We start from the raw sequence: 19,279 nt of genomic DNA, 5'->3' as shown, positions 1-19,279 counted from the left end.
AACGCCGAAATTTAACCAAGAAACTTAAAAAATGAAATATTCTACTTTAGCCGCTGTCATCATCGGCCTATCCGCTACTTTAGGTAGTGTTTCACACCAAGTTCAGGCCGCTGGGGCTTCATTGATTAATCTTGATTGCGAATTGAAAGAGGGTGGTAACCTTTCTGCTGTATTGGATGGTCCTAATCAGCAATTGACCATTGATAAGTCAGTTTTTCAATTTGTTAAAGTTAATCCGGAAGGTCAGGGTGAGTCATTAATCTTCCAAAAGGCAAATAACCAAGAACATGTTATTGCTGCGCTTAATATTTCTGCAATGCCAATCCGCCTGGCTATTGTCGATGGCGAGCAGGCCAGCCAGTATACTTGTACCCATACCAAAGCATAATGATTTGATTATATTGGTAAAATAAGGCTGCCATCAGGCGGCCTTTTTTAGTTGTATCACGGGCAGAACAGTCATTTATTTTGTGTTAGCAAGAAATAAAAAATCCAGATTGTTCTGAAATAGAAAATTATATTCAATTGGTCTTGATGAAATATTATAACGCTGTATGATTATTAGTCGTGTGAAGTTAAAGCTAGGTACAGTTAGCGGATCGCGGGACAAGTTGTTTAACAGAAAAGCGTATTGGGGCAATTGCCAGTGTGTTTCTCTGTTATGCAATAGTCATGCTTAGACTGTGTAACGTTGGAGTGTACGATGGACGCTTACGCCATAACATGACGGCCGGGAAAGTACCGGCACCCTTTCAAAACCCTGGTATTCGCCGGGGTTTTTTATATGGGCGATTGAGTCAGCATGACGGCCATATTCTCGTATTCCTATCTTTTTTCTGTCAGTAAATCCGATTAAACCAATGGATGGATTAGTCTCTCAGTCAACACTGAAGTTACCCACAAAGCAGTAAGTGAGTCCTCCACCAGGAGAGTTAAATAGCTTGATTGATGCCACCGCGATAATTTCTGCTTCTGCAATTATTGAGAAGGGGGCGGTGATTGGTGCGAATGTGCAAATTGGCCACTTTTGCTACATTGGTTCTCAAGTCACTATTGGTTCCGGCACGGTACTTAAATCACATATTGTGATTAATGGTCTTACCGAGCTTGGATGTGACAATAATATTGGACAGTTTTCCTCCATCGGGGAGGTTAATCAGGATCTTAAATATAAGGGTGAGAGCACTCGCGTTGTGATTGGCAACCGCAACTTGATTCAGCAAAATGTCACTATCCATCGGGGTACGTTGCAGGGCGGTGGGGTGACACATATCGGTAATGATAATAATCTGATGAGCCATGTCCATATTGGCCACGATTGTATCGTGGGTAATCACTGTTCATTAGCTTCAAATGTGGGTTTGGCTGGGCATGTTGAAGTTGATGACTTTGCCATTATCAGTGCTGGCAGTGCGGTACATCAATTCTGTGTGATAGGAACCTACGCATTAATCAATACCGGTGCTTGTGTGGTGCAGGATATTCCTCCTTATGTCATAGCTGAAGGAAATCGTGCTGTTCCCGTAGGTATAAGAGAAACTGGCGTTGAGGCTGATTGGCTAAATAGTGGTGACCGGCAAGCGGTTATAGAGGCTTACCGGCTTATTTATCATACAGGTAAGTTAGTGGCTGATGTGAATAATGAAATTGAGTTATTGGCTAAAGAGTGGCAAATACTGTTGGCTTATAAACCTTTTTTCAGCCGCTCGGCTCGTGGCATTATTCGTTAATGAATAATGTGGCGGATCTCTAGCATCATTCGACGTTCAGAATATAAAAAGGCGCCACATTTCTGGGCGCCTTAAATAGATAAAGATATGTGTGAAAATGATCAACCGAAATGAAAACTATCAACCGAAATGAAAACTATCAATCGAAATAGAAAACTATCGACTAAACAGATCGCGTCTTTTCGGTTTAACAAACTGACTGATCAGCACTAATATCGCGATAAACAGGTAAGCGGCAAAGATACCGACTAACCACTGCGGCATTTCCAATGACAGGAATTCCCACTGTTTTACTGCACAATCACCACTGGCAACAAAGACAGCTGGGAACCATTTATCTAGCGGCAACCATGAAGGGAAGCTCACAAAGAAATCGCAGGTGGTGAAAGGCGATGGATGCAGTTGCAGCATGGTGTGTGTCCAGGCGAGCTGAACCCCTTTCCAGGCGCTGTAAATCCAGATAAAAATAGCCAGATAGCGCAAAGGGGATTTAGGCGCGATAGCACCCAGCAATGATGCACCAAGAATACCGAATAATGCGGCTCGTTCATAAATACACATTACGCAAGGCTGTAGCAGCATCACGTGTTGAAAATAGAGCGCAACCAATTCTAATACAAGTGCAGTCAGGGCCATTAATAGCCAAGCACCGCGCCCTTTAGAGCAGCGGTTAAGGAATTGCAACATATCTTTATTTTCCATGCAGTAAGCAATTGTACTGGCAGTGTAAACCAATTCATCTTTGCTGCCAGCTACCCAACGGTAAAATTAGGCAAAAATCAGCTATTTCTCGCCTATGACAGCTACCAGAAGCATCAATTTTGCTTTGGATGAGATATTGGTTTGTTTTACCAGCCCATCTTAGCCCCGAATAGCGAGGAGAATAGTGGGCTGGCACGAACTATAAGGTAAGTTATCAGTGTGTCATGCTAACTCCCGCAGCGATATGAGGCAAACTTATCCAGCCACTTTGCATCATCCACTCCGTCACTGGAACTAATAAATACTCCACGCCAAGCAGGCCGACACCTGTCATCACTATGGTATAAGGCAGAGCCATGTATACCATTCGGCCATAGGACAGGCGAATCAGCGGAGCGAGCGCTGAGGTTAGCAAGAACAGGAACGCGGCCTGACCATTCGGTGTTGCCACCGACGGCAGGTTAGTACCGGTGTTGATCGCGACGGCCAACAACTCGAACTGTTGCAGAGAGATAACGCCCAATTCAAATGCTTTCCGCGCCTCATTAATGTATACGGTACCGACAAAGACATTATCAGAAACCGAAGACAGTAAGCCATTAAACAGATAAAACAGGGATAATTGGGCCGAGGGTGAAGATTGTAAAACAAACTGAATAATCGGAGTGAATAAGCTTTGTTCGATAATCACTGCGACTACGGCGAAAAACACTGTAAGCAGCGCAGTGAAAGGTAGCGCTTCCTGAAATGCCTTACCCAGCGCATGTTCATTGGTGATGCCACAAAAAGAAGTGGCGAGAATAATGACCGACAATCCCACTAAGCCCACTTCAGCCAAATGTAGCGCCAATGCAAGAACCAGCCAAACGCCGATCAGTGCTTGAACCAGCAGCTTCACTTTCTCCTGACGGTTGCGTTTCGCGCTGGCCTGCTTATCGTAATCAGTCAGGACCTGACGAACACGCTCAGGTAGCGCGGCACCATAGCCAAACAGTTTAAAACGCTCGACCAGTATGCAAACCAATAATCCACAACACAGCACTGGCAGGGTGACGGGCAGCATCCGCATAAAGAAATCACCAAAATGCCAACCGGCACTTTTGGCGATAATCAGGTTTTGCGGTTCACCCACCATAGTCATCACGCCACCCAGCGCCGTTCCCACACCCGCATGCATCATCAGGCTGCGTAAAAATGCACGGAATTGTTCCAGCGTCTTGCGATTTTCCTGACTGTCGATCCAACTGTCATCATTGATGTCATTATCTGAGTGATTTGAGGCAACATGATGATAAATAGTATAAAAACCCACCGATACACTAATGACCACGGCGATAACGGTCAATGCATCCAAAAAGGCGGAAAGGAAGGCAGAAGCGACACAGAAAGCGAGGGAAAGAGTGATTTTTGAGCGGATGCTCAGCAGCAGTTTGGTAAAAATAAACAGCAAGAGCTGTTTCATAAAGTAGATGCCCGCCACCATAAATACCAGTAGCAACAGGACTTCGAGGTTATTGGCAATTTCTTCTGCTACTTGATGCGGGCTGGTCATCCCAATAGCGACGGCTTGAATGGCGAGTAAACCACCGGGCTGTAACGGATAACATTTCAGTGCCATCGCCAACGTGAAGATAAATTCAATAACCAGCATCCAACCGGCGACAAAAGGACTGATAAAAAAGAACACCAACGGGTTAATGATGAGAAACGCTATAATTGCCAGCTTGTACCAATCTGGTGAATTGCCAAGAAAATTCCTGAGTACGGCTTGTCTAATGGTGATGTCCATTGTGAGCTAAGGTCTCCTTAATAAATTATTATATCCGTCCTACTTCAAGCTGCATGCGCGTTGGCTGTGCGCGGTCACTTGAATTATTCAGGATATATGGCGCTATTACTGCTCAAGGTTACATTTTACTTTACGTTATTCGCCTAAAAGCAATATGTATAATCTGTTCATCATTACATCTGCGCAATTTTTGCAACTTTATGACTGCTTTCACCATTTGTTCGGCTCTGGATCTATATCAGAATAGCGTCGTCTGGTATGATGAGCATACTAAATTGCTGATATTTATCGCTACGGAACGTCAAAAAATATGGTTATAAAGGCGCAAAGTCCTGCCGGTTTCGCGGAAGAGTATATTATTGAAAGTATTTGGAATAATCGCTTCCCTCCAGGCACTATTTTGCCCGCGGAGCGTGAACTTTCAGAGCTGATTGGAGTGACCCGCACAACATTGCGCGAAGTGCTACAACGGCTAGCCCGCGATGGCTGGCTCACTATTCAGCACGGTAAACCAACGAAAGTAAACAACTTTTGGGAAACTTCCGGTCTTAATATTCTGGAAACACTGGCGCGGCTTGACCACGATAGCGTGCCACAATTGATAGATAACTTACTGGCTGTTCGAACCAATATCGCGACAATTTTTGTCCGGACAGCTATCCGCAATCATCCCGAAAAAGCGCAAGAAATTCTGGCACAAGCGCAGACGGTTGACGATAACGCAGAGTCGTTCACTGCGCTGGATTACGGTATTTTCCGTGGTTTGGCTTTTGCTTCAGGCAACCCAATTTATGGTTTAATTCTCAATGGATTGAAAGGGTTGTATACTCGCGTTGGGCGTTATTATTTCTCGAATCCAGAAGCGCGTAAGTTGGCACTGACGTTTTATAGCCGCTTGTCGACACTGTGCGATGAGAAAGCCTATGATCAGGTGTTAGATTGCCTGCGTGCCTACGGTAAAGAGAGCGGGGCTATCTGGCACAGTATGCAGGGCACCATGCCAAGTGATTTGGCAGAAGCTCGCCGCTAGAAGCACAATCAGTAAAAATAGCACAGTAAAAAGGGGCCAACCGCGCCCCTTTTCCATTTGATATCAACGCACTGATACAGCCAGATTAGAGCTTATTGGCTCTGGGTGGAATGCTGTCAAGCAATTCAATACTGCCATCATCATTTAGTTGTTCCATATGAATATCAAACCCCCATAAGCGATGGATATGTTTCATCACTTGCTGGCGACTTTTATCCAGCGGTGCTCGGTCATGAGGAATATAGCGTAGCGTCAGAGAACGATCCCCGCGCAGATCAACATTCCAGACTTGAATGTTAGGTTCATGATTGCTCAAGTTATACTGAGCAGATAATTCATTACGAATAGCACGATAGCCTTCTTCATTATGAATGGCCGAAATTTCCAGATAGTTATTCTTATCGTCATCCAGCACAGTGAAGAGACGGAAGTCACGCATCACTTTTGGTGATAAGAACTGGCTAATGAAACTTTCATCTTTAAAATCGCGCATCGCAAAATGCAGGGTATCCAACCAGTCTTTACCGGCAATATTCGGGAACCAATAATAATCCTCTTCGGTTGGAGACTGGCAGATGCGCTTGATATCCTGGAACATGGCAAATCCAAGCGCATAAGGGTTGATACCACTGTAATAAGGGCTGTTATACGGCGGTTGATACACCACATTGGTGTGGCTGTGCAGGAACTCCATCATAAACCGATCACTGACCCGGCCTTCATCGTATAAATGATTAAGAATGGTGTAATGCCAGAAAGTTGCCCAACCTTCGTTCATCACCTGGGTCTGTTTCTGCGGATAGAAATACTGGCTCACTTTGCGCACAATCCGCAGTACTTCCCGCTGCCATGATTCCAGCAACGGGGCATTCTTCTCCATAAAGTAGAGCAGATTCTCTTGCGGCTCACTTGGGTAGCGCTGAGCCTGGGCTTGCACTTCTTCTTTGTCTTTACGTGGCAAGGTCTTCCATAAAGAGTTGACCTGGCTTTGCAGGTATTCCTCTCGACTTTTTTGCCGTGCAGTCTCCTCAACTAGCGAGATTTTTTGCGGGCGTTTATAGCGGTCAACACCATAATTCATCAATGCATGGCAAGAATCGAGCAGTCGTTCAACCTCTTCCACACCATAGCGTTCTTCGCATTCACTGATGTAATGGCGCGCAAATAATAAATAATCAACGATGGAACTGGCATCAGTCCATGCGCGGAATAAATAATTATTTTTAAAGAAAGAATTATGACCATAACAGGCGTGAGCCATCACTAAGGCTTGCATAGTAATGGTATTTTCTTCCATTAAATAGGCAATACAAGGATTGGAGTTAATCACAATCTCATAGGCTAACCCTTGCTGGCCGTGCTTATACTTTTGCTCGGTTTCGATAAACTTTTTACCGAAAGACCAGTGGGTATAATTAATGGGCATACCAATACTTGAGTAGGCATCCATCATTTGTTCCGAGGTAATAACCTCAATCTGATGGGGGTAGGTATCGAGCCGGTAATGTTTTGCCACCCGGTCTATTTGATCCAGATAGACCTGTAACAATTCAAATGTCCAGTCTGGGCCGTCAGTCAGGCGCTTATCTTGCGCGGTGTGTTTCGATGTTGAAGTTGTCATTAGCGCATCCTCACGGTTTTATAACCCTGCAAAATACTGGTCACTTCAATAATCCTAGCTCAATATGAACAAATTGAGGCATGGCAATACTTTATGTCAATGAATATCCGTCATCTTTCAAAATAGAGGCTCTCTATCGCGGGAATAGGGACTGTTTTTACTGGCAGAAGTTATTATCCCAAAAGAGATTTAATTAGATTATTGCTCTGTCTAATTGTGGTTATTGCAGAATATAAAACCAATAAAATTAACATCAGCAACATGGCAATTATTCATGCTGTTAATAGGGATAATAAGCGCTATTTTCAGTCATTTTTTTGTATATCCCGCTTTAAATAGCATGTTATCGCTATTTAAAGCCTGCTATTGAATTGGAAAGTGATTGCGGTGTAAATTAATTGTGAATTAAGTCACAATCTATCATTAATGTGTTGGATAGTTTTTTCTGCTGAGTTAATTTTCTGTCAACAGAATATTGTGCTTTTGATGCATTTTGTGTGGGGGTGATATGCGCGTTGTCATTTTAGGAAGTGGTGTGGTTGGTGTTGCCAGTGCCTGGTACTTAGCGAAAGATGGACATGATGTCACGGTCATTGACCGGCAGGATGGGCCAGCTCAGGAAACCAGTGCAGGTAATGCGGGCCAGATATCTCCCGGCTACGCGGCACCTTGGGCTGCCCCCGGTGTTCCTCTAAAAGCCATTAAATGGATGTTCCAACGCCATGCGCCGTTGGCGATTCACCTGGATGGCAGTGCTTCGCAGTTGCGCTGGATGTGGCAAATGCTGAGAAACTGCGACACTTCCCACTATATGATTAACAAAAGCCGTATGGTGCGGTTGGCCGAGTACAGCCGTGATTGCTTGAAAGATCTACGCGAAGATACCGGTATTCAGTACGAAGGGCGGCAAGGGGGAACGCTGCAATTATTCCGCACCGAACAGCAATTTGATAATGCAGCTAAAGATATTGCTGTATTGGATGATGCAGGGGTACCGTATTCGCTGTTAACTGCGGATCAACTGGCCACCGTCGAACCAGCTCTGGCAAAAGTGGCACATAAGCTCACCGGCGGCTTACGTCTACCTAATGATGAAACTGGCGACTGTAAGTTGTTTACCGAGCGGCTGGCAACAATGGCCGAACAGGCTGGCGTGAAATTTATCTTCAATCGCTCAGTGGAAAAACTGCTGGTGGACGGGGATCAAATCGCTGGCGTGTTGTGCGGCGATGACATCATCAAAGCCGATGCTTATGTCGTGGCTTTTGGCGCTTATTCAACTGCGCTGCTGGCGGGGTTAGTATCGATTCCGGTTTACCCGCTAAAAGGTTACTCCCTGACAATCCCCATCACCAACCCTGCTGACGCACCCTATTCTACCGTGCTGGATGAAACCTATAAGATAGCTATTACCCGTTTTGACAATCGCATTCGGGTGGGCGGCATGGCGGAAATCGTGGGATTCAACACCCAACTGGAACAGGCGCGGCGGGAAACACTGGAAATGGTCGTCGGCGATTTGTATCCCGATGGCGGTAATATCAGTCAGGCGATATTTTGGACTGGCCTGCGCCCGATGACACCGGATGGTACACCTATTGTTGGGCGAACTTCGCTGAAAAATCTCTATCTCAATACTGGGCATGGCACCTTGGGCTGGACCATGGCATGCGGTTCAGGTCAACTATTGGCCGATATTATGTCTGGTCGGCGTCCTGCGATTCTGGCAGATGATCTCTCGGTCTCGCGCTATAACGCGGGCTTTCGGCCGCTGAATGTTGCGCCGTTACATGACGCTCATCCCATTCGTTAACCTATACCCGCCATACTTCAAGCTGCATGTGTGTTGGCTGCAACTCGAATTATTTAGGGGATTAGTGGATAGCCCTTTTGTTAACAACAACTGAATAGTGTTCTGGAAGGAATAAGCATGCCTCGCCCGATATCTGCCACGCTGAATTTACCTGCGCTGCACCATAATCTGAATGTTGTTCGCCGCCATGTGGGAAGGGCAAAAATTTGGTCGGTGGTGAAAGCCAATGCCTACGGTCATGGTTTAGCGCGTGTCTGGCAAGGGCTGGCGGCAACGGATGGATTTGCTTTACTGGATTTAAACGAAGCTATTCTGCTGCGAGAACAGGGCTGGCAAGGGCCAATTTTATTACTGGAGGGTTTCTTTCAAGCGCAGGATTTGGTGCTGCTGGATCATTATCGCCTGACGACGGCGGTGCACAGTGACTGGCAACTTGAGGCTATCAAAGCGGCCCGCCTGACGGCTCCACTCAATATTTACTTGAAGTTTAATAGCGGTATGAATCGTTTAGGGTTTCCAATTGGTCAGGCGGAAGCTGTGTGGCAATGGGCCAACAGCCTCAGCAATGTCGGCGAAATCACATTAATGAGCCACTTTGCTAATGCAGATAATCCTATTGGCGCTGATGAGCAATTTGCTCAGATCCAGCAGGCCAGTGGGCATATTCCGGCAGCTCGCTGCTTTGCCAATTCAGCGGCAATATTGCGTAACCCGGACACCCATTATGACTGGGTACGTCCGGGAATTATTCTCTACGGCGCGTCACCCAGTGGTGATATTGCAGATATTGCTGGCCTTGGTCTGCGCCCGGTGATGAGTTTGCACAGTGAGATTATCGCGCTGCAATCATTATCCGCCGGTCAAAGTGTGGGTTATGGTAGCCGTTATCGCGCTACTGGTGCGCAGCGCATAGGGGTGGTTGCTTGTGGTTATGCTGATGGTTATCCGCGTGTCGCACCGACGGGAACACCTATTATGGTGGATGGTATATTGACGCACACTGTGGGGGCGATTTCGATGGATATGCTCACCGTGGATCTCTCGCCATGTCCGCAAGCGCAGATGGGCAGCAAAGTCGAAATATGGGGTGAGAATGTGCCCATTGATAATGTGGCACAAGCCGCAGGAACGGTGGGGTATGAGTTGATGTGTGCGCTGGCAGCCAGGGTTCAGGTCACCACCGAGCGCACATAGCGAATGGTTAGTTTATCTTTTGTAATTTACCGCGCACATGCTTGCTGGCACGGCGCGCTTGCCAGGCCAGTAAGCAACCGGCCAACATCACAATAGCCAGAGATAACTTAGGTTCAATCGGTAAGGCCATCGCCAACAGACCTAATCCCGCGCCTCCTGCCATCTGTACAAACCCAACCAAGGCTGAAGCAACACCCGCTTCATTGGCATAAGGCTCCAGTGCATAGCTGGTGGCTGGCCCCATCATAAAGGCTAAACCGGCACAGGCACTGGCGACGGGTAACATGTAAACCAGCCAGTGATGCTGTACTTCAGGTGCTAAGCGCAGGCCATATAGCAGGCTGAAACAGCCGAGTGCCATCAGCACGCTACCCGTCATCAGGCAGGCTGGGCGGCCCACTTTTTGGATAATCCGATTCGCAAAAAAGCTGACGGCCATGATCCAAAAACCATTGGCACCGAACACCAGCGAGAATTGCAGCGGGCTGAGTCCAGCGCCCACCATCAAGACATTGGGTGCCAGAGAGACATAAGTTAACGCCATTCCCATCGCGCCCGCATTCACCAGCGCGAAAGTCAGAAAACGGTCATCACGCAAAATACGCAGATAGTTTTTAATCGGCAAACTCTTCACCGGTTGCGTCTCTGCCGGGCGAGTCTCCGGTAGGAAAACGATAACCAGGATTAATACCAACAATCCGTACAGAGCCAGGAACCAGAATGGCGCACGCCAGCCAAAGGCTTCGGCCAACAAACCACCTAATAATGGGGCTAATGCCGGCACGATATTTAATGTGCCATTGAGAAAACCAAAAGCACGGGCAGCTTCATTGCCGTTCAGGCGGTCGCGCACCCCACTGAATGCCACCACTGCCGTACAGCAAACGGCCACACCTTGTAACAGGCGAGAGCTGACAAACATGAAAGGGCTGACAGCCAGAGCAGCCATGGCGGCACCTAGCATGTAAAGGATTATCCCGATGATGGCAATCGGTTTGCGGCCATATTTGTCAACCAATGGTCCAGCAATCAGTTGCCCGACCCCCAGAACTAAAATAAACAGCGCAATGGTGGATTGGATCAATGACTCGCTACTGTTCAGCCCCTTGGCAATAGCAGGAATGGTCGGTAAGTAGAGGTCGATGCCCAGAGGGCCGAGTAGAATCAAGCTTAACAGCAGAAAAAGGAATTTTTGCATAACAACAAAACAACATCCAGATTACAAAGGCAGCAAGGATAAAGAAATTGCCGACAAATGAAAAGGTTGAGCATGACCCAACCCAACGATAGTGACAATGTCACTTGTTAGTGTTTAGAAATCCCTAATAGATTACTACAACCAATCATATATCTCTTATTATTCACCGTCTAACTTGTCAGACGATGCTCTAACCATTTTTCCAGTTTGATAGCGGGTAGCGCTTCGGAAAATAGAAATCCCTGACCAATCAGGTAACCTTGCCGGCTCAATAAGGTGCGCTGGGCTTCATTCTCTACCCCTTCGACAATCACCGACAATTGCAAACTCTCGCCAATACGTATCACTGCTTCACTTAGGGTTCGGCTGGTTTCATCATATTCAAGGTCATGTACAAAGCTTTTATCCAGTTTGATTTCATCGAGATCCAGGCGGCGCAGGTAACTGAGGCTAGAATAACCGGTGCCAAAATCATCCATGGATAGTCGAACCCCCAGACGATGAATTTTTTCGATTGTCGTGAATATGGCCGGATTATTTTCAATCAATATGTCTTCGGTAATTTCCAACGTCAGATCCTGCGGCGGTAAATGATAATGGTGCAAAATATGCAGAATCATGTCCGGTAAACCCAGATTGTGGAAATTGGTTGGCGATAAATTCACTGACACCGAGGGAACATCAATGCCCCGCAAACGCCAGTCGGCCAATTGCCGACATGCTGTTTCAATCGCCCATAGGGCCAGTTCATTGATAAGACCACTCTCTTCGGCCAGCGGAATAAAACGTTGTGGTGGAATATCCCCCAATATTGGGTGCTTCCAACGGCTCAGAGCTTCGACACCATACAGATGGCCATCTTTCAGCATCACTTGTGGCTGATAAAATAACTCCAGGGAGCCGATATGAAATGCATGACGTAGCGCATCTTCCATATCCTGGCGCTGTTGATTGAGATTATTCATTTCTGCGCTAAAGAAATTGAAATGTCCGCGCCCCATATTTTTCGCTTTATGCATCGCAATATCGGCATGGTTCATCAGGGTGTCCATTTCCATACCATTTTCAGGATACAAACTAATACCTACACTGGCCGACGGAATAATATTCATGTTGGCAATTTGGCAGGGCTGTGACAACAAACTGAGCATTTTCTCTACTCTTACCGTGGTCTGTTGCAGGGTGCTGGAGGTCAGAATAATGATGAATTCATCGCCAGACAGGCGGCCAATGATGTCATTTTTAGGCAAACTGTCGCGCAGGCGCTGGGCCATCGCCGCCAGTAATTCATCGCCAGCGGCATGACCAAGTGAGTCATTGACTTGTTTAAACCGATCCAGATTAATCACCAATACCGCCAGCGGATGATTCATTTCAGCTGCCAGAGCAATGGCTTGTTTGGCATACACCAAAAACTGGGTGCGATTGGGCAACCCGGTCAATGAATCATAAAAAGCCAAATGTTGAATTTGTTTGCGTGAGAGTTCTCGCTCCATAGCAAGAGAACATAAATTGGCAATTAATTTGACCAGCTGACGATGAAAATCACTGGGTTTTCGTTTCTGTTTATAATAAAAAGCAAATGTACCAAGTACTTGCCCTTGGCTGGAGAGAATAGGCGTTGACCAGCAAGCCAATAAACCATGCGGTAATATCAGATGTCGGTAGTCCTGCCACAATGGGTCAGTGGCGATGTCTTGTACTTCAACCGCTTCTTTGCGAAATGCAGCTGTCCCGCAGGAACCGGAAAATGGGCCAATGGGCACACAGGTGAGGATGGCCGTATAAGTCAGTGGCAGACTAGGGCCAGCAAGATGGGAAAGGTGATTCTGGCCGATACTTTGCAAAATACTGGCGGTCACCTCAGGAGCAATCCGCTCAACTTCATGACAGAGTAATGACATCACTTCTTCCAGCGGGCGCTCGCGGACCAGGGCTTCCAACACTTTATATTGCAATACTTCATACATTTTTGTCAGGGTGATATCAGTTAGCACCCCAATGCTGTAACTCTGCTCGCCTTGCTCATTAATCAGTGAGTTCATCACTGCTGAGCACCAATGGGGTTGCCGGTCTTTGCTGTAAAAAAGCTCTTTAGGCAGCAGCCGTTGGCGTGTATCGGGTGAGTGGCCATTGACTGGCGCGAGCTGTTCAGGATGCGCACTTTGCAGTAGATCGACCATATTTTGCCCCAGAGCCTGTTCTGGGGTATAGCCAAACAGTTTCGTAAACCCCTGATTAATATAAACAGCTTGTTGCCCGTGCTCGGTATTCGCGGCAATAAACATTGCGCTGTCGCTGCGGTCGGTTAATTGCGTTAAAAGCTGCACCCACTCTTGGGTTGCTTTTTGTTGTTCGATTAAAAAGGTAATGTCTTTGGCGATTTTCACCATACGGGTCACCGAACCGTCAGGGCCGGGGACCGGTTGATAAATGGCCGCCAGCCAAACTGTTGAACCGTCTTTATGTAAACGCTCAAAACGTCCTTCCAGCGATTGCCCGGCTAGCAGACATTTTTTGATTTTTTGATACTCTTCGCTGCTGGCATAACCAGGATGGCAAAACATCAAATGATGTTGGCCAATCACTTCATCACGCTGATAGCCAAAATAATCAAGATAGTTTTGATTAACTTCAATAATGCGGCTGGAAAGATCAAACTCAATAATCGCCAATGAATGATCTAATGCGCTTAATAAGGCATTATTTTCGTTGTACTCAGACTGCCCTTTTTTCTGCCATTTTACTGTTTTTTGGGTTTTCATGATTAATTCCTAGGAAAAAGAATCGCTTGGCAGTCTTGTTACTTGTTGTTTGAGCGAAATTATCACCGTGGCTATTGGAATATCACTATTTGTTTATAAATAGAATAAGATTAATGACAAATATTCAAATGTGAATTAAAGCGCCACATGTAAAAAAATCCCCTTGTCTTATTTATGCTGATGCTATTTTTTGTACAGAATATAACATTAAGTTTAGTCGATAACCGGGGAGGGAAAGAGGGGATTTGCGGTGAGTATCGGGCGGGTTGATATTTGGGTTTGATAACCAGCTGAATGCCATTACCTGATAATAACGATATCAGGTAATGGCGGGTCGCTCAGCGGTTATGCGTGATTATCCATCGAACCAAAGCGGCCACTGTTAAAATCAGCGATAGCCTCGGCTATTTGCTCCTGCGTATTCATCACAAATGGCCCGTAACCGATAATGGGCTCATCGATTGGCTCACCACTGAGTAATAACAGCACTGCATCATTATTAGCCTCAATAGTGACATTGCTGCCGGTAGAGTCCAACAACACCATTTCTGCATCGCGGGCAATGGCATCACCATTAACTTGCACGGTACCGCGCAATACAATCAGTGCCGTGTTCCAGCCATCTGGCAGGGAGAACTCGGCGCTTTTTCCTTGATTTAGCCGGATATCCCAGACATTCAGCGGTGAGAATGTATTGGCTGGGCCATTTTCTCCGGAATAATTACCGGCAATAACGCGCAGACTACCTGCACCTTCAGATAATGCGACCTGAGGAATGGTTTCACTGCGAATCGCCTGATAACCGGGGGCGGTCATTTTATCTTTTGCCGGTAAATTGACCCACAACTGTACCATTTCAAAAGCCCCGCCACGTTTCGCGAAGGCATCGGAATGGAATTCCTCATGCAGAATACCGCCACCAGCGGTCATCCACTGCACATCACCGGGGCCAATAATCCCACCTTTACCGGTAGAGTCACGATGTTCAACTTCACCGTCGTACACAATGGTCACTGTTTCAAATCCACGATGTGGGTGTTGCCCGACACCACGACGATGCTGGGTCGGAGTGAAATCCATCGGTCCGGCATAGTCCAGCAACAGGAACGGGCTGAGTTGTTTACCATGACTCTGGTATGAAAACAGTGAGCGAACCGGGAAACCATCACCGACCCAATGTTGGCGCGGCGCACGATAAATACCTTGAACTTTTTTCATCGCATTCTCCTTACAACACCTTAATGAGGTATAGCAGCCAGGCTATTCAATCCGCCTGTCCACAAGTTGGATAAAGTATATATTCAGGATAATTTCGGCAGTAGATAGCAAATTTAGCTATCAGTGTTCTATTATTGGAACAATGATAAGCAACTGAGAGGCGGGGTATGCAGGACCTTAACGATCTCTATTATTATGCAGAGGTGGTAGAGCATGGCGGATTCAGTGCTGCCGCCAGAGTATTAGGTTTGCCCAAATCAAAACTGAGTCGACGGTTGGCTTTACTGGAAGAGCGGCTGGGGGTGCGATTAATTCAGCGCTCAACCCGGCGCTTTGCCGTGACGGATGTCGGGCGCACCTATTACGAACACTGCAAAGCGATGCTGGAAGAAGCCAAAGCGGCACAAGAAGCCATAGAGTTAACACGAGCTGAACCACGCGGTGTAGTACGTATCACCTGCCCAGTGGCACTGTTGCAGGCTACGGTCAGTGCTATGTTGGCAGACTTCATGGCCAGTTGCCCTCTGGTGACGTTGCATCTCGAATCGACCAATCGGCAGGTAGACCCGATAGCTGAAGCCATAGATATTGCGATTCGGGTTCGGCCACCACCGTTGCAAGACAGTGATCTGGTATTGAAGGTTTTGGGCAACCGCTGTCAGTGCCTGGTCGCTAGCCCTGAATTGATTGCCCGTCTTGGGCAGGTGAAAGTACCGGCTGATTTGACTGGCTGGCCTAGTCTGGGACTGGGGCAGCCTCAACAGGAATTTATCTGGAATTTAGACGGGCCTGAAGGGGCGCATGCGGCGGTCTATCATCAACCGCGACTGGTGACCGCTGATATGACCACATTACGCAGCGCGGCGGTAAGCGGTGTCGGGGTGGTGCAGTTACCTGTAATGATGGTGACGGAGCAATTAGCCACGGGTGAATTAATTCGCCTGCTACCTGAGTGGTCACTGCGCCATGAAATTATCCATGCTGTTTTCCCTTCACGGCGTGGTTTATTACCTTCGGTGCGCAGTGTGCTGGATTATTTGACGCTACGTTTTAGCCAACTTGACGATCAATAAAATACCACGCTATTAGTCACTGTTGATGGGTGTGCCAATATTGGCCGCCCAAACTTTAATACGTTTATCCAATGTGATGGTAAAGCCCGATTTTAGTTGGCTGTAGAGCTTATTGACCTTGTCGGCATCATGCAGGGTATAGCTTATGACAGTATGACCCGCCGTTGTCAGGCAGCTATATTCGACAGTCAACATATCATTATTAAAAGCAAATTCAGTGGTTGTTTTGTGGAGATCGCAAGGCTCAGTGGCTATCAATGAAATTACCATATTGGCCCAGTGAGTGGTGGGGCCGGCAATACTGATAAGCACCGGTTCCTCATCTTCTGTTTGGGTAGCTCCGTATAAAACACCACCCTGAATATGCCAAATATTATATTCTTTGGGGTTATAAACCGCCTGGCAAAGGGGAATAAATGATAAAGATAAAATCAGAATGAGTAAGGAGCGCACAGTCATCTCTGCAACACAACCAGAATAAGAATGTTCTCATATTAGGGGATTTGTCAGACAGAACAAGCCAATGATGTCAATTGGGCAAATTATGCTGTTTACCAATACTTGTCTGGTGTTTATTCGATGAAATAGGCGCTAACGTGGTGATTTATATACTGCTAATATTTGTAACTCATATTTGTGATTAATGTTTGTGACTAATGTTTGTGGCGATGGTGTGAGTCAGGAAAATGGGGATGAGAGTGCTCCATCGGTTGGTGCTGATGAGGATGTTTATGGGGGATATCGGCATTGACGGGGAAATCATGTGAATGCTGGTGGTGTTCGTCATGGAGATGTTGGTGCTCGTGCAGTAAGTCATCATGGTGGTGCTGATGTTCATGCTGTTCAGTCAGATGCAACCAAATCCCTATTGCCATCAATAACCCGGCTACGATCAGGGGGATTGTTACTGCATCACCCATAGCCACTGCCAGCGCCGCACCTAAAAATGGCGCGATAGAGAAGTAAGCGCCGGTTCGGGCGGTACCCAGGTGACGCAAACCGATAACAAACAGCGCCAGACTCACGCCATAGGCAAAGAACCCCACCAGCAGGGCACCAGCCAGATTGGTCAGTGGTGGTAAGGTTGCGCCGAGGGAAAATGCTAATGCGAGATTCACCACACCCGCCACCAATCCTTTGACCGAAGCAATCCAGGTGGCGTCCGTCAGCGAAACTTTACGGGTCAGATTGTTATCAATTCCCCAGGCAAAACAGGCACCCAGAATAGCCAGCGTCGGCCACAATCCGGCAAAGCGAGCTTCTCCCGGCCAGCTCAAAATAGCGGCACCCGCTACAATCACCATCATGCCCAAGGCAATGCGTCGGTCAAAATTCTCTTTGAAAGCAAACCAGGCGAGCAGGGCAGTGAATACCCCTTCGGCATTGAGTAGCAGTGAGGCTCCCGATGCGGGCATACCGGTAAGGCCTATCATCAGTAGCACTGGCGCAATGATCCCTCCGGCGGTAATCGCGCCGATAAACCACCATAACTCATTACGTGGTAACTTGACGGTAGCCGGGCGGGTTATCAACCGATATAGCGCCAAACCTACCCCCGATCCCAAATACAGCAAACCGGCCAGCAACCACGGACTCACCGTATTCAGCAATTGTTTTGCCAGCGGGGTTCCCGCACCAAACAGTACCGCAGCAGTTAATGCCGCCAATACACCCGGTTGTCGCAGTCCATCATGCCATTTCATTGGGTTAGCTCTGAGAATTAAGCAGGGAGTGGAAATTTTAGCGCATTAAAAAGCCGGAAAGCTATTTCTGTGGCAGAAAAAGATGACCGGCTAGTTTGGAAGTTAATTATCAACAGTCTGCCTATGGAACAACTCACGGAATACCGGATAGATATCTTCGGGTTCCCTAATATGCTGCATGGCAAAGTTCTCATATTTTGCCTGTAAGTCTTCATATTCCCGCCACAGCGTTTGATGGGCACGGCGGGTTATCTCGATGTAACTGTAGTAACGCACCACGGGAAGAATTTTTTTCGCCAACAATTCATGACACAGAGGCGAATCATCAGCCCAGTTATCGCCATCTGAGGCTTGCGCCGCATAGATATTCCATTGCGCCGGGTCATAGTGCTCTTGCACCACTTCGTCCATTAATTTCAGTGCACTGGAAACAATGGTTCCACCGGTTTCTTGCGAATAGAAAAACTCTTGTTCATCAACTTCTTTAGCTTGTGTGTGGTGGCGGATATACACCACATCCACATTTTTATAAGTCCGACTCAGGAACAGATACAGCAGAATATAAAACCGTTTTGCCATATCTTTGGTGGCTTGATCCATAGAACCTGACACGTCCATCAAGCAAAACATCACTGCCTGACTTGATGGTTCCGGGCGTCGTTCATAGTTCTTATAGCGTAAATCGAAGGTATCAATAAAAGGCACCCGGGCGATTTTTTGTTTCAACTCGGCAATGGCTTTACGTACCCGCTCTTCTTCCAATAATTGTGCCGGTTCCGAGTTCTCCAATGCTTTAAGTGTTTCCTCCAATTCGCGCAGTTCGCGGCGTTTACTGGCCGTCATGGCGGTGCGGCGGGCCAGTGAGTTTTGCAGTGAACGCACCACACTGATATTGGCAGGAACCCCATTGGAGGTATAACCCGCGCGATGGGTTTTAAATTCAGTCAGTTGTTTATACTGATTTTTCTTCAGGTTAGGCAGCGCCAAGTCTTCAAACAACAAATCGAGATATTCATCCTTGGAAATCTGAAAGACAAATTCATCCTCGCCTTCACCGTCCTGACCGGCATTCCCCTGACCACTACCGCTGCCGCCACCACCACCTTGCGGGCGCTCTATACGGTCATTAGTAATAAAATGATCATTGCCGGGGTGTACCCGATGGCGTAACCCGCCACGGCCCTGATGGAACATTGGCTCATTAATGTCGTCAATAGGAATCGACACCGATTCGCCACTCTCAATATCAGTTACCGACCTTTTATTGATGGCATCAGAAATCGATTGTTTAATTTGCGACTTATAGCGGCGCAAAAAGCGCTGGCGGTTAACCATGCTTTTATTCTTGCCGTTAAGTCGCCTGTCAATAAAGTAGCCCATAACTCCCCCTGCCTCTATTCCCTGCATCTTCCACACTGTGGCTGTGCTGGCTGGCAACACAGC

15 protein-coding genes are annotated in these 19,279 nt (G+C 47.1%); 6 read left to right on the top strand and 9 right to left on the bottom strand.

Annotation, left to right across the window (positions count from 1 at the left end; all coding sequences use genetic code 11):
- Nucleotides 1-31 precede the first annotated feature (31 nt).
- Complete coding sequence (locus tag QSV56_RS19280; RefSeq protein WP_019079548.1) at nt 32-388, top strand: hypothetical protein; 357 nt, start codon at nt 32-34, stop codon at nt 386-388.
- Nucleotides 389-941: 553 nt separating this feature from the next.
- Nucleotides 942-1,730 carry an acyl-ACP--UDP-N-acetylglucosamine O-acyltransferase gene (gene lpxA, locus QSV56_RS19275; RefSeq protein ID WP_019083200.1) on the top strand — a complete coding sequence of 263 codons (789 nt, stop codon included), beginning with the start codon at nt 942-944 and terminating at the stop codon, nt 1,728-1,730.
- Nucleotides 1,731-1,886: 156 nt separating this feature from the next.
- Here the strand turns inward: lpxA and dsbB are convergent, their stop codons facing one another.
- Both dsbB and nhaB read right to left on the bottom strand, forming a co-directional pair.
- Nucleotides 1,887-2,417, bottom strand: coding sequence for a disulfide bond formation protein DsbB (dsbB, locus tag QSV56_RS19270; RefSeq protein ID WP_011816443.1), 531 nt, complete (start codon nt 2,415-2,417; stop codon nt 1,887-1,889).
- A 229-nt stretch (nt 2,418-2,646) separates the two neighbouring features.
- Nucleotides 2,647-4,221: a sodium/proton antiporter NhaB gene (gene nhaB / locus QSV56_RS19265; protein ID WP_019083199.1), complete on the bottom strand. Its 1,575-nt coding sequence runs from the start codon at nt 4,219-4,221 to the stop codon at nt 2,647-2,649.
- 310 nt (nt 4,222-4,531) lie between these two features.
- Here nhaB and fadR point away from each other — a divergent pair, with 310 nt between their 5' ends.
- The gene (gene fadR / locus QSV56_RS19260; protein ID WP_005162963.1) at nt 4,532-5,251 is read left to right on the top strand and encodes a fatty acid metabolism transcriptional regulator FadR; all 720 of its coding nucleotides are present in this window, start codon (nt 4,532-4,534) and stop codon (nt 5,249-5,251) included.
- A gap of 85 nt (nt 5,252-5,336) precedes the next feature.
- On the opposite strand, the gene QSV56_RS19255 is transcribed toward fadR, so the two are convergent.
- Nucleotides 5,337-6,872, bottom strand: a complete 1,536-nt coding sequence (locus QSV56_RS19255; RefSeq protein WP_013649969.1) for a SpoVR family protein — start codon at nt 6,870-6,872, stop codon at nt 5,337-5,339.
- Nucleotides 6,873-7,380: 508 nt separating this feature from the next.
- Between QSV56_RS19255 and QSV56_RS19250 the strand changes: the two genes are divergently transcribed.
- Nucleotides 7,381-8,685, top strand: coding sequence for a D-amino acid dehydrogenase (locus QSV56_RS19250; RefSeq protein ID WP_301213354.1), 1,305 nt, complete (start codon nt 7,381-7,383; stop codon nt 8,683-8,685).
- Between the two features lie 117 nt (nt 8,686-8,802).
- A complete protein-coding gene (gene dadX, locus QSV56_RS19245) occupies nt 8,803-9,879 on the top strand; it encodes a catabolic alanine racemase DadX (RefSeq protein WP_050130726.1) in 1,077 nt (358 codons plus the stop codon).
- 7 nt (nt 9,880-9,886) lie between these two features.
- Here the strand turns inward: dadX and QSV56_RS19240 are convergent, their stop codons facing one another.
- From QSV56_RS19240 to QSV56_RS19230, 3 genes are all read right to left on the bottom strand, one after another.
- Nucleotides 9,887-11,077, bottom strand: a complete 1,191-nt coding sequence (locus QSV56_RS19240) for a multidrug effflux MFS transporter (RefSeq protein WP_050130723.1) — start codon at nt 11,075-11,077, stop codon at nt 9,887-9,889.
- Nucleotides 11,078-11,247: 170 nt separating this feature from the next.
- Nucleotides 11,248-13,842: an EAL domain-containing protein gene (locus QSV56_RS19235; protein ID WP_301213350.1), complete on the bottom strand. Its 2,595-nt coding sequence runs from the start codon at nt 13,840-13,842 to the stop codon at nt 11,248-11,250.
- Nucleotides 13,843-14,187: 345 nt separating this feature from the next.
- Nucleotides 14,188-15,060 (bottom strand): pirin family protein, encoded by an 873-nt coding sequence (locus QSV56_RS19230; RefSeq protein ID WP_301213349.1) that lies wholly within the window; start codon nt 15,058-15,060, stop codon nt 14,188-14,190.
- 167 nt (nt 15,061-15,227) lie between these two features.
- On the opposite strand from QSV56_RS19230, the gene QSV56_RS19225 reads away from it, so the two are divergent.
- The gene (locus QSV56_RS19225; protein WP_050880398.1) at nt 15,228-16,133 is read left to right on the top strand and encodes a LysR family transcriptional regulator; all 906 of its coding nucleotides are present in this window, start codon (nt 15,228-15,230) and stop codon (nt 16,131-16,133) included.
- A gap of 12 nt (nt 16,134-16,145) precedes the next feature.
- Here QSV56_RS19225 and QSV56_RS19220 read toward each other — a convergent pair whose 3' ends face one another.
- From QSV56_RS19220 to QSV56_RS19210, 3 genes are all read right to left on the bottom strand, one after another.
- Nucleotides 16,146-16,592 (bottom strand): hypothetical protein, encoded by a 447-nt coding sequence (locus QSV56_RS19220; protein ID WP_050158300.1) that lies wholly within the window; start codon nt 16,590-16,592, stop codon nt 16,146-16,148.
- 194 nt (nt 16,593-16,786) lie between these two features.
- Nucleotides 16,787-17,836: a DMT family transporter gene (locus QSV56_RS19215; protein WP_046694946.1), complete on the bottom strand. Its 1,050-nt coding sequence runs from the start codon at nt 17,834-17,836 to the stop codon at nt 16,787-16,789.
- A gap of 102 nt (nt 17,837-17,938) precedes the next feature.
- Entirely contained in the window at nt 17,939-19,216 is a 1,278-nt protein-coding gene (locus tag QSV56_RS19210; RefSeq protein ID WP_046694947.1) for a YeaH/YhbH family protein, read from the bottom strand.
- Nucleotides 19,217-19,279: the final 63 nt, after the last annotated feature.

Source organism: Yersinia sp. 22-579, from assembly GCF_030433455.1.
Lineage (GTDB): Bacteria > Pseudomonadota > Gammaproteobacteria > Enterobacterales > Enterobacteriaceae > Yersinia > Yersinia enterocolitica.
This window is presented reverse-complemented; position numbering and strand designations above follow the sequence as displayed.

Excerpts from the sequence above, each read along its gene's own strand:
- QSV56_RS19230 (WP_301213349.1), bottom strand. The coding sequence starts at position 15,060 with ATGAAAAAAGTTCAAGGTATTTATCGTGCGCCGCGCCAACATTGGGTC.
- QSV56_RS19255 (WP_013649969.1), bottom strand. The coding sequence starts at position 6,872 with ATGACAACTTCAACATCGAAACACACCGCGCAAGATAAGCGCCTGACT.
- QSV56_RS19225 (WP_050880398.1), top strand. The coding sequence starts at position 15,228 with ATGCAGGACCTTAACGATCTCTATTATTATGCAGAGGTGGTAGAGCAT.
- QSV56_RS19240 (WP_050130723.1), bottom strand. The coding sequence starts at position 11,077 with ATGCAAAAATTCCTTTTTCTGCTGTTAAGCTTGATTCTACTCGGCCCT.
- dadX (WP_050130726.1), top strand. The coding sequence starts at position 8,803 with ATGCCTCGCCCGATATCTGCCACGCTGAATTTACCTGCGCTGCACCAT.
- nhaB (WP_019083199.1), bottom strand. The coding sequence starts at position 4,221 with ATGGACATCACCATTAGACAAGCCGTACTCAGGAATTTTCTTGGCAAT.
- dsbB (WP_011816443.1), bottom strand. The coding sequence starts at position 2,417 with ATGTTGCAATTCCTTAACCGCTGCTCTAAAGGGCGCGGTGCTTGGCTA.
- fadR (WP_005162963.1), top strand. The coding sequence starts at position 4,532 with ATGGTTATAAAGGCGCAAAGTCCTGCCGGTTTCGCGGAAGAGTATATT.
- QSV56_RS19250 (WP_301213354.1), top strand. The coding sequence starts at position 7,381 with ATGCGCGTTGTCATTTTAGGAAGTGGTGTGGTTGGTGTTGCCAGTGCC.
- QSV56_RS19280 (WP_019079548.1), top strand. The coding sequence starts at position 32 with ATGAAATATTCTACTTTAGCCGCTGTCATCATCGGCCTATCCGCTACT.
- QSV56_RS19235 (WP_301213350.1), bottom strand. The coding sequence starts at position 13,842 with ATGAAAACCCAAAAAACAGTAAAATGGCAGAAAAAAGGGCAGTCTGAG.
- QSV56_RS19220 (WP_050158300.1), bottom strand. The coding sequence starts at position 16,592 with ATGACTGTGCGCTCCTTACTCATTCTGATTTTATCTTTATCATTTATT.
- QSV56_RS19210 (WP_046694947.1), bottom strand. The coding sequence starts at position 19,216 with ATGGGCTACTTTATTGACAGGCGACTTAACGGCAAGAATAAAAGCATG.
- QSV56_RS19215 (WP_046694946.1), bottom strand. The coding sequence starts at position 17,836 with ATGAAATGGCATGATGGACTGCGACAACCGGGTGTATTGGCGGCATTA.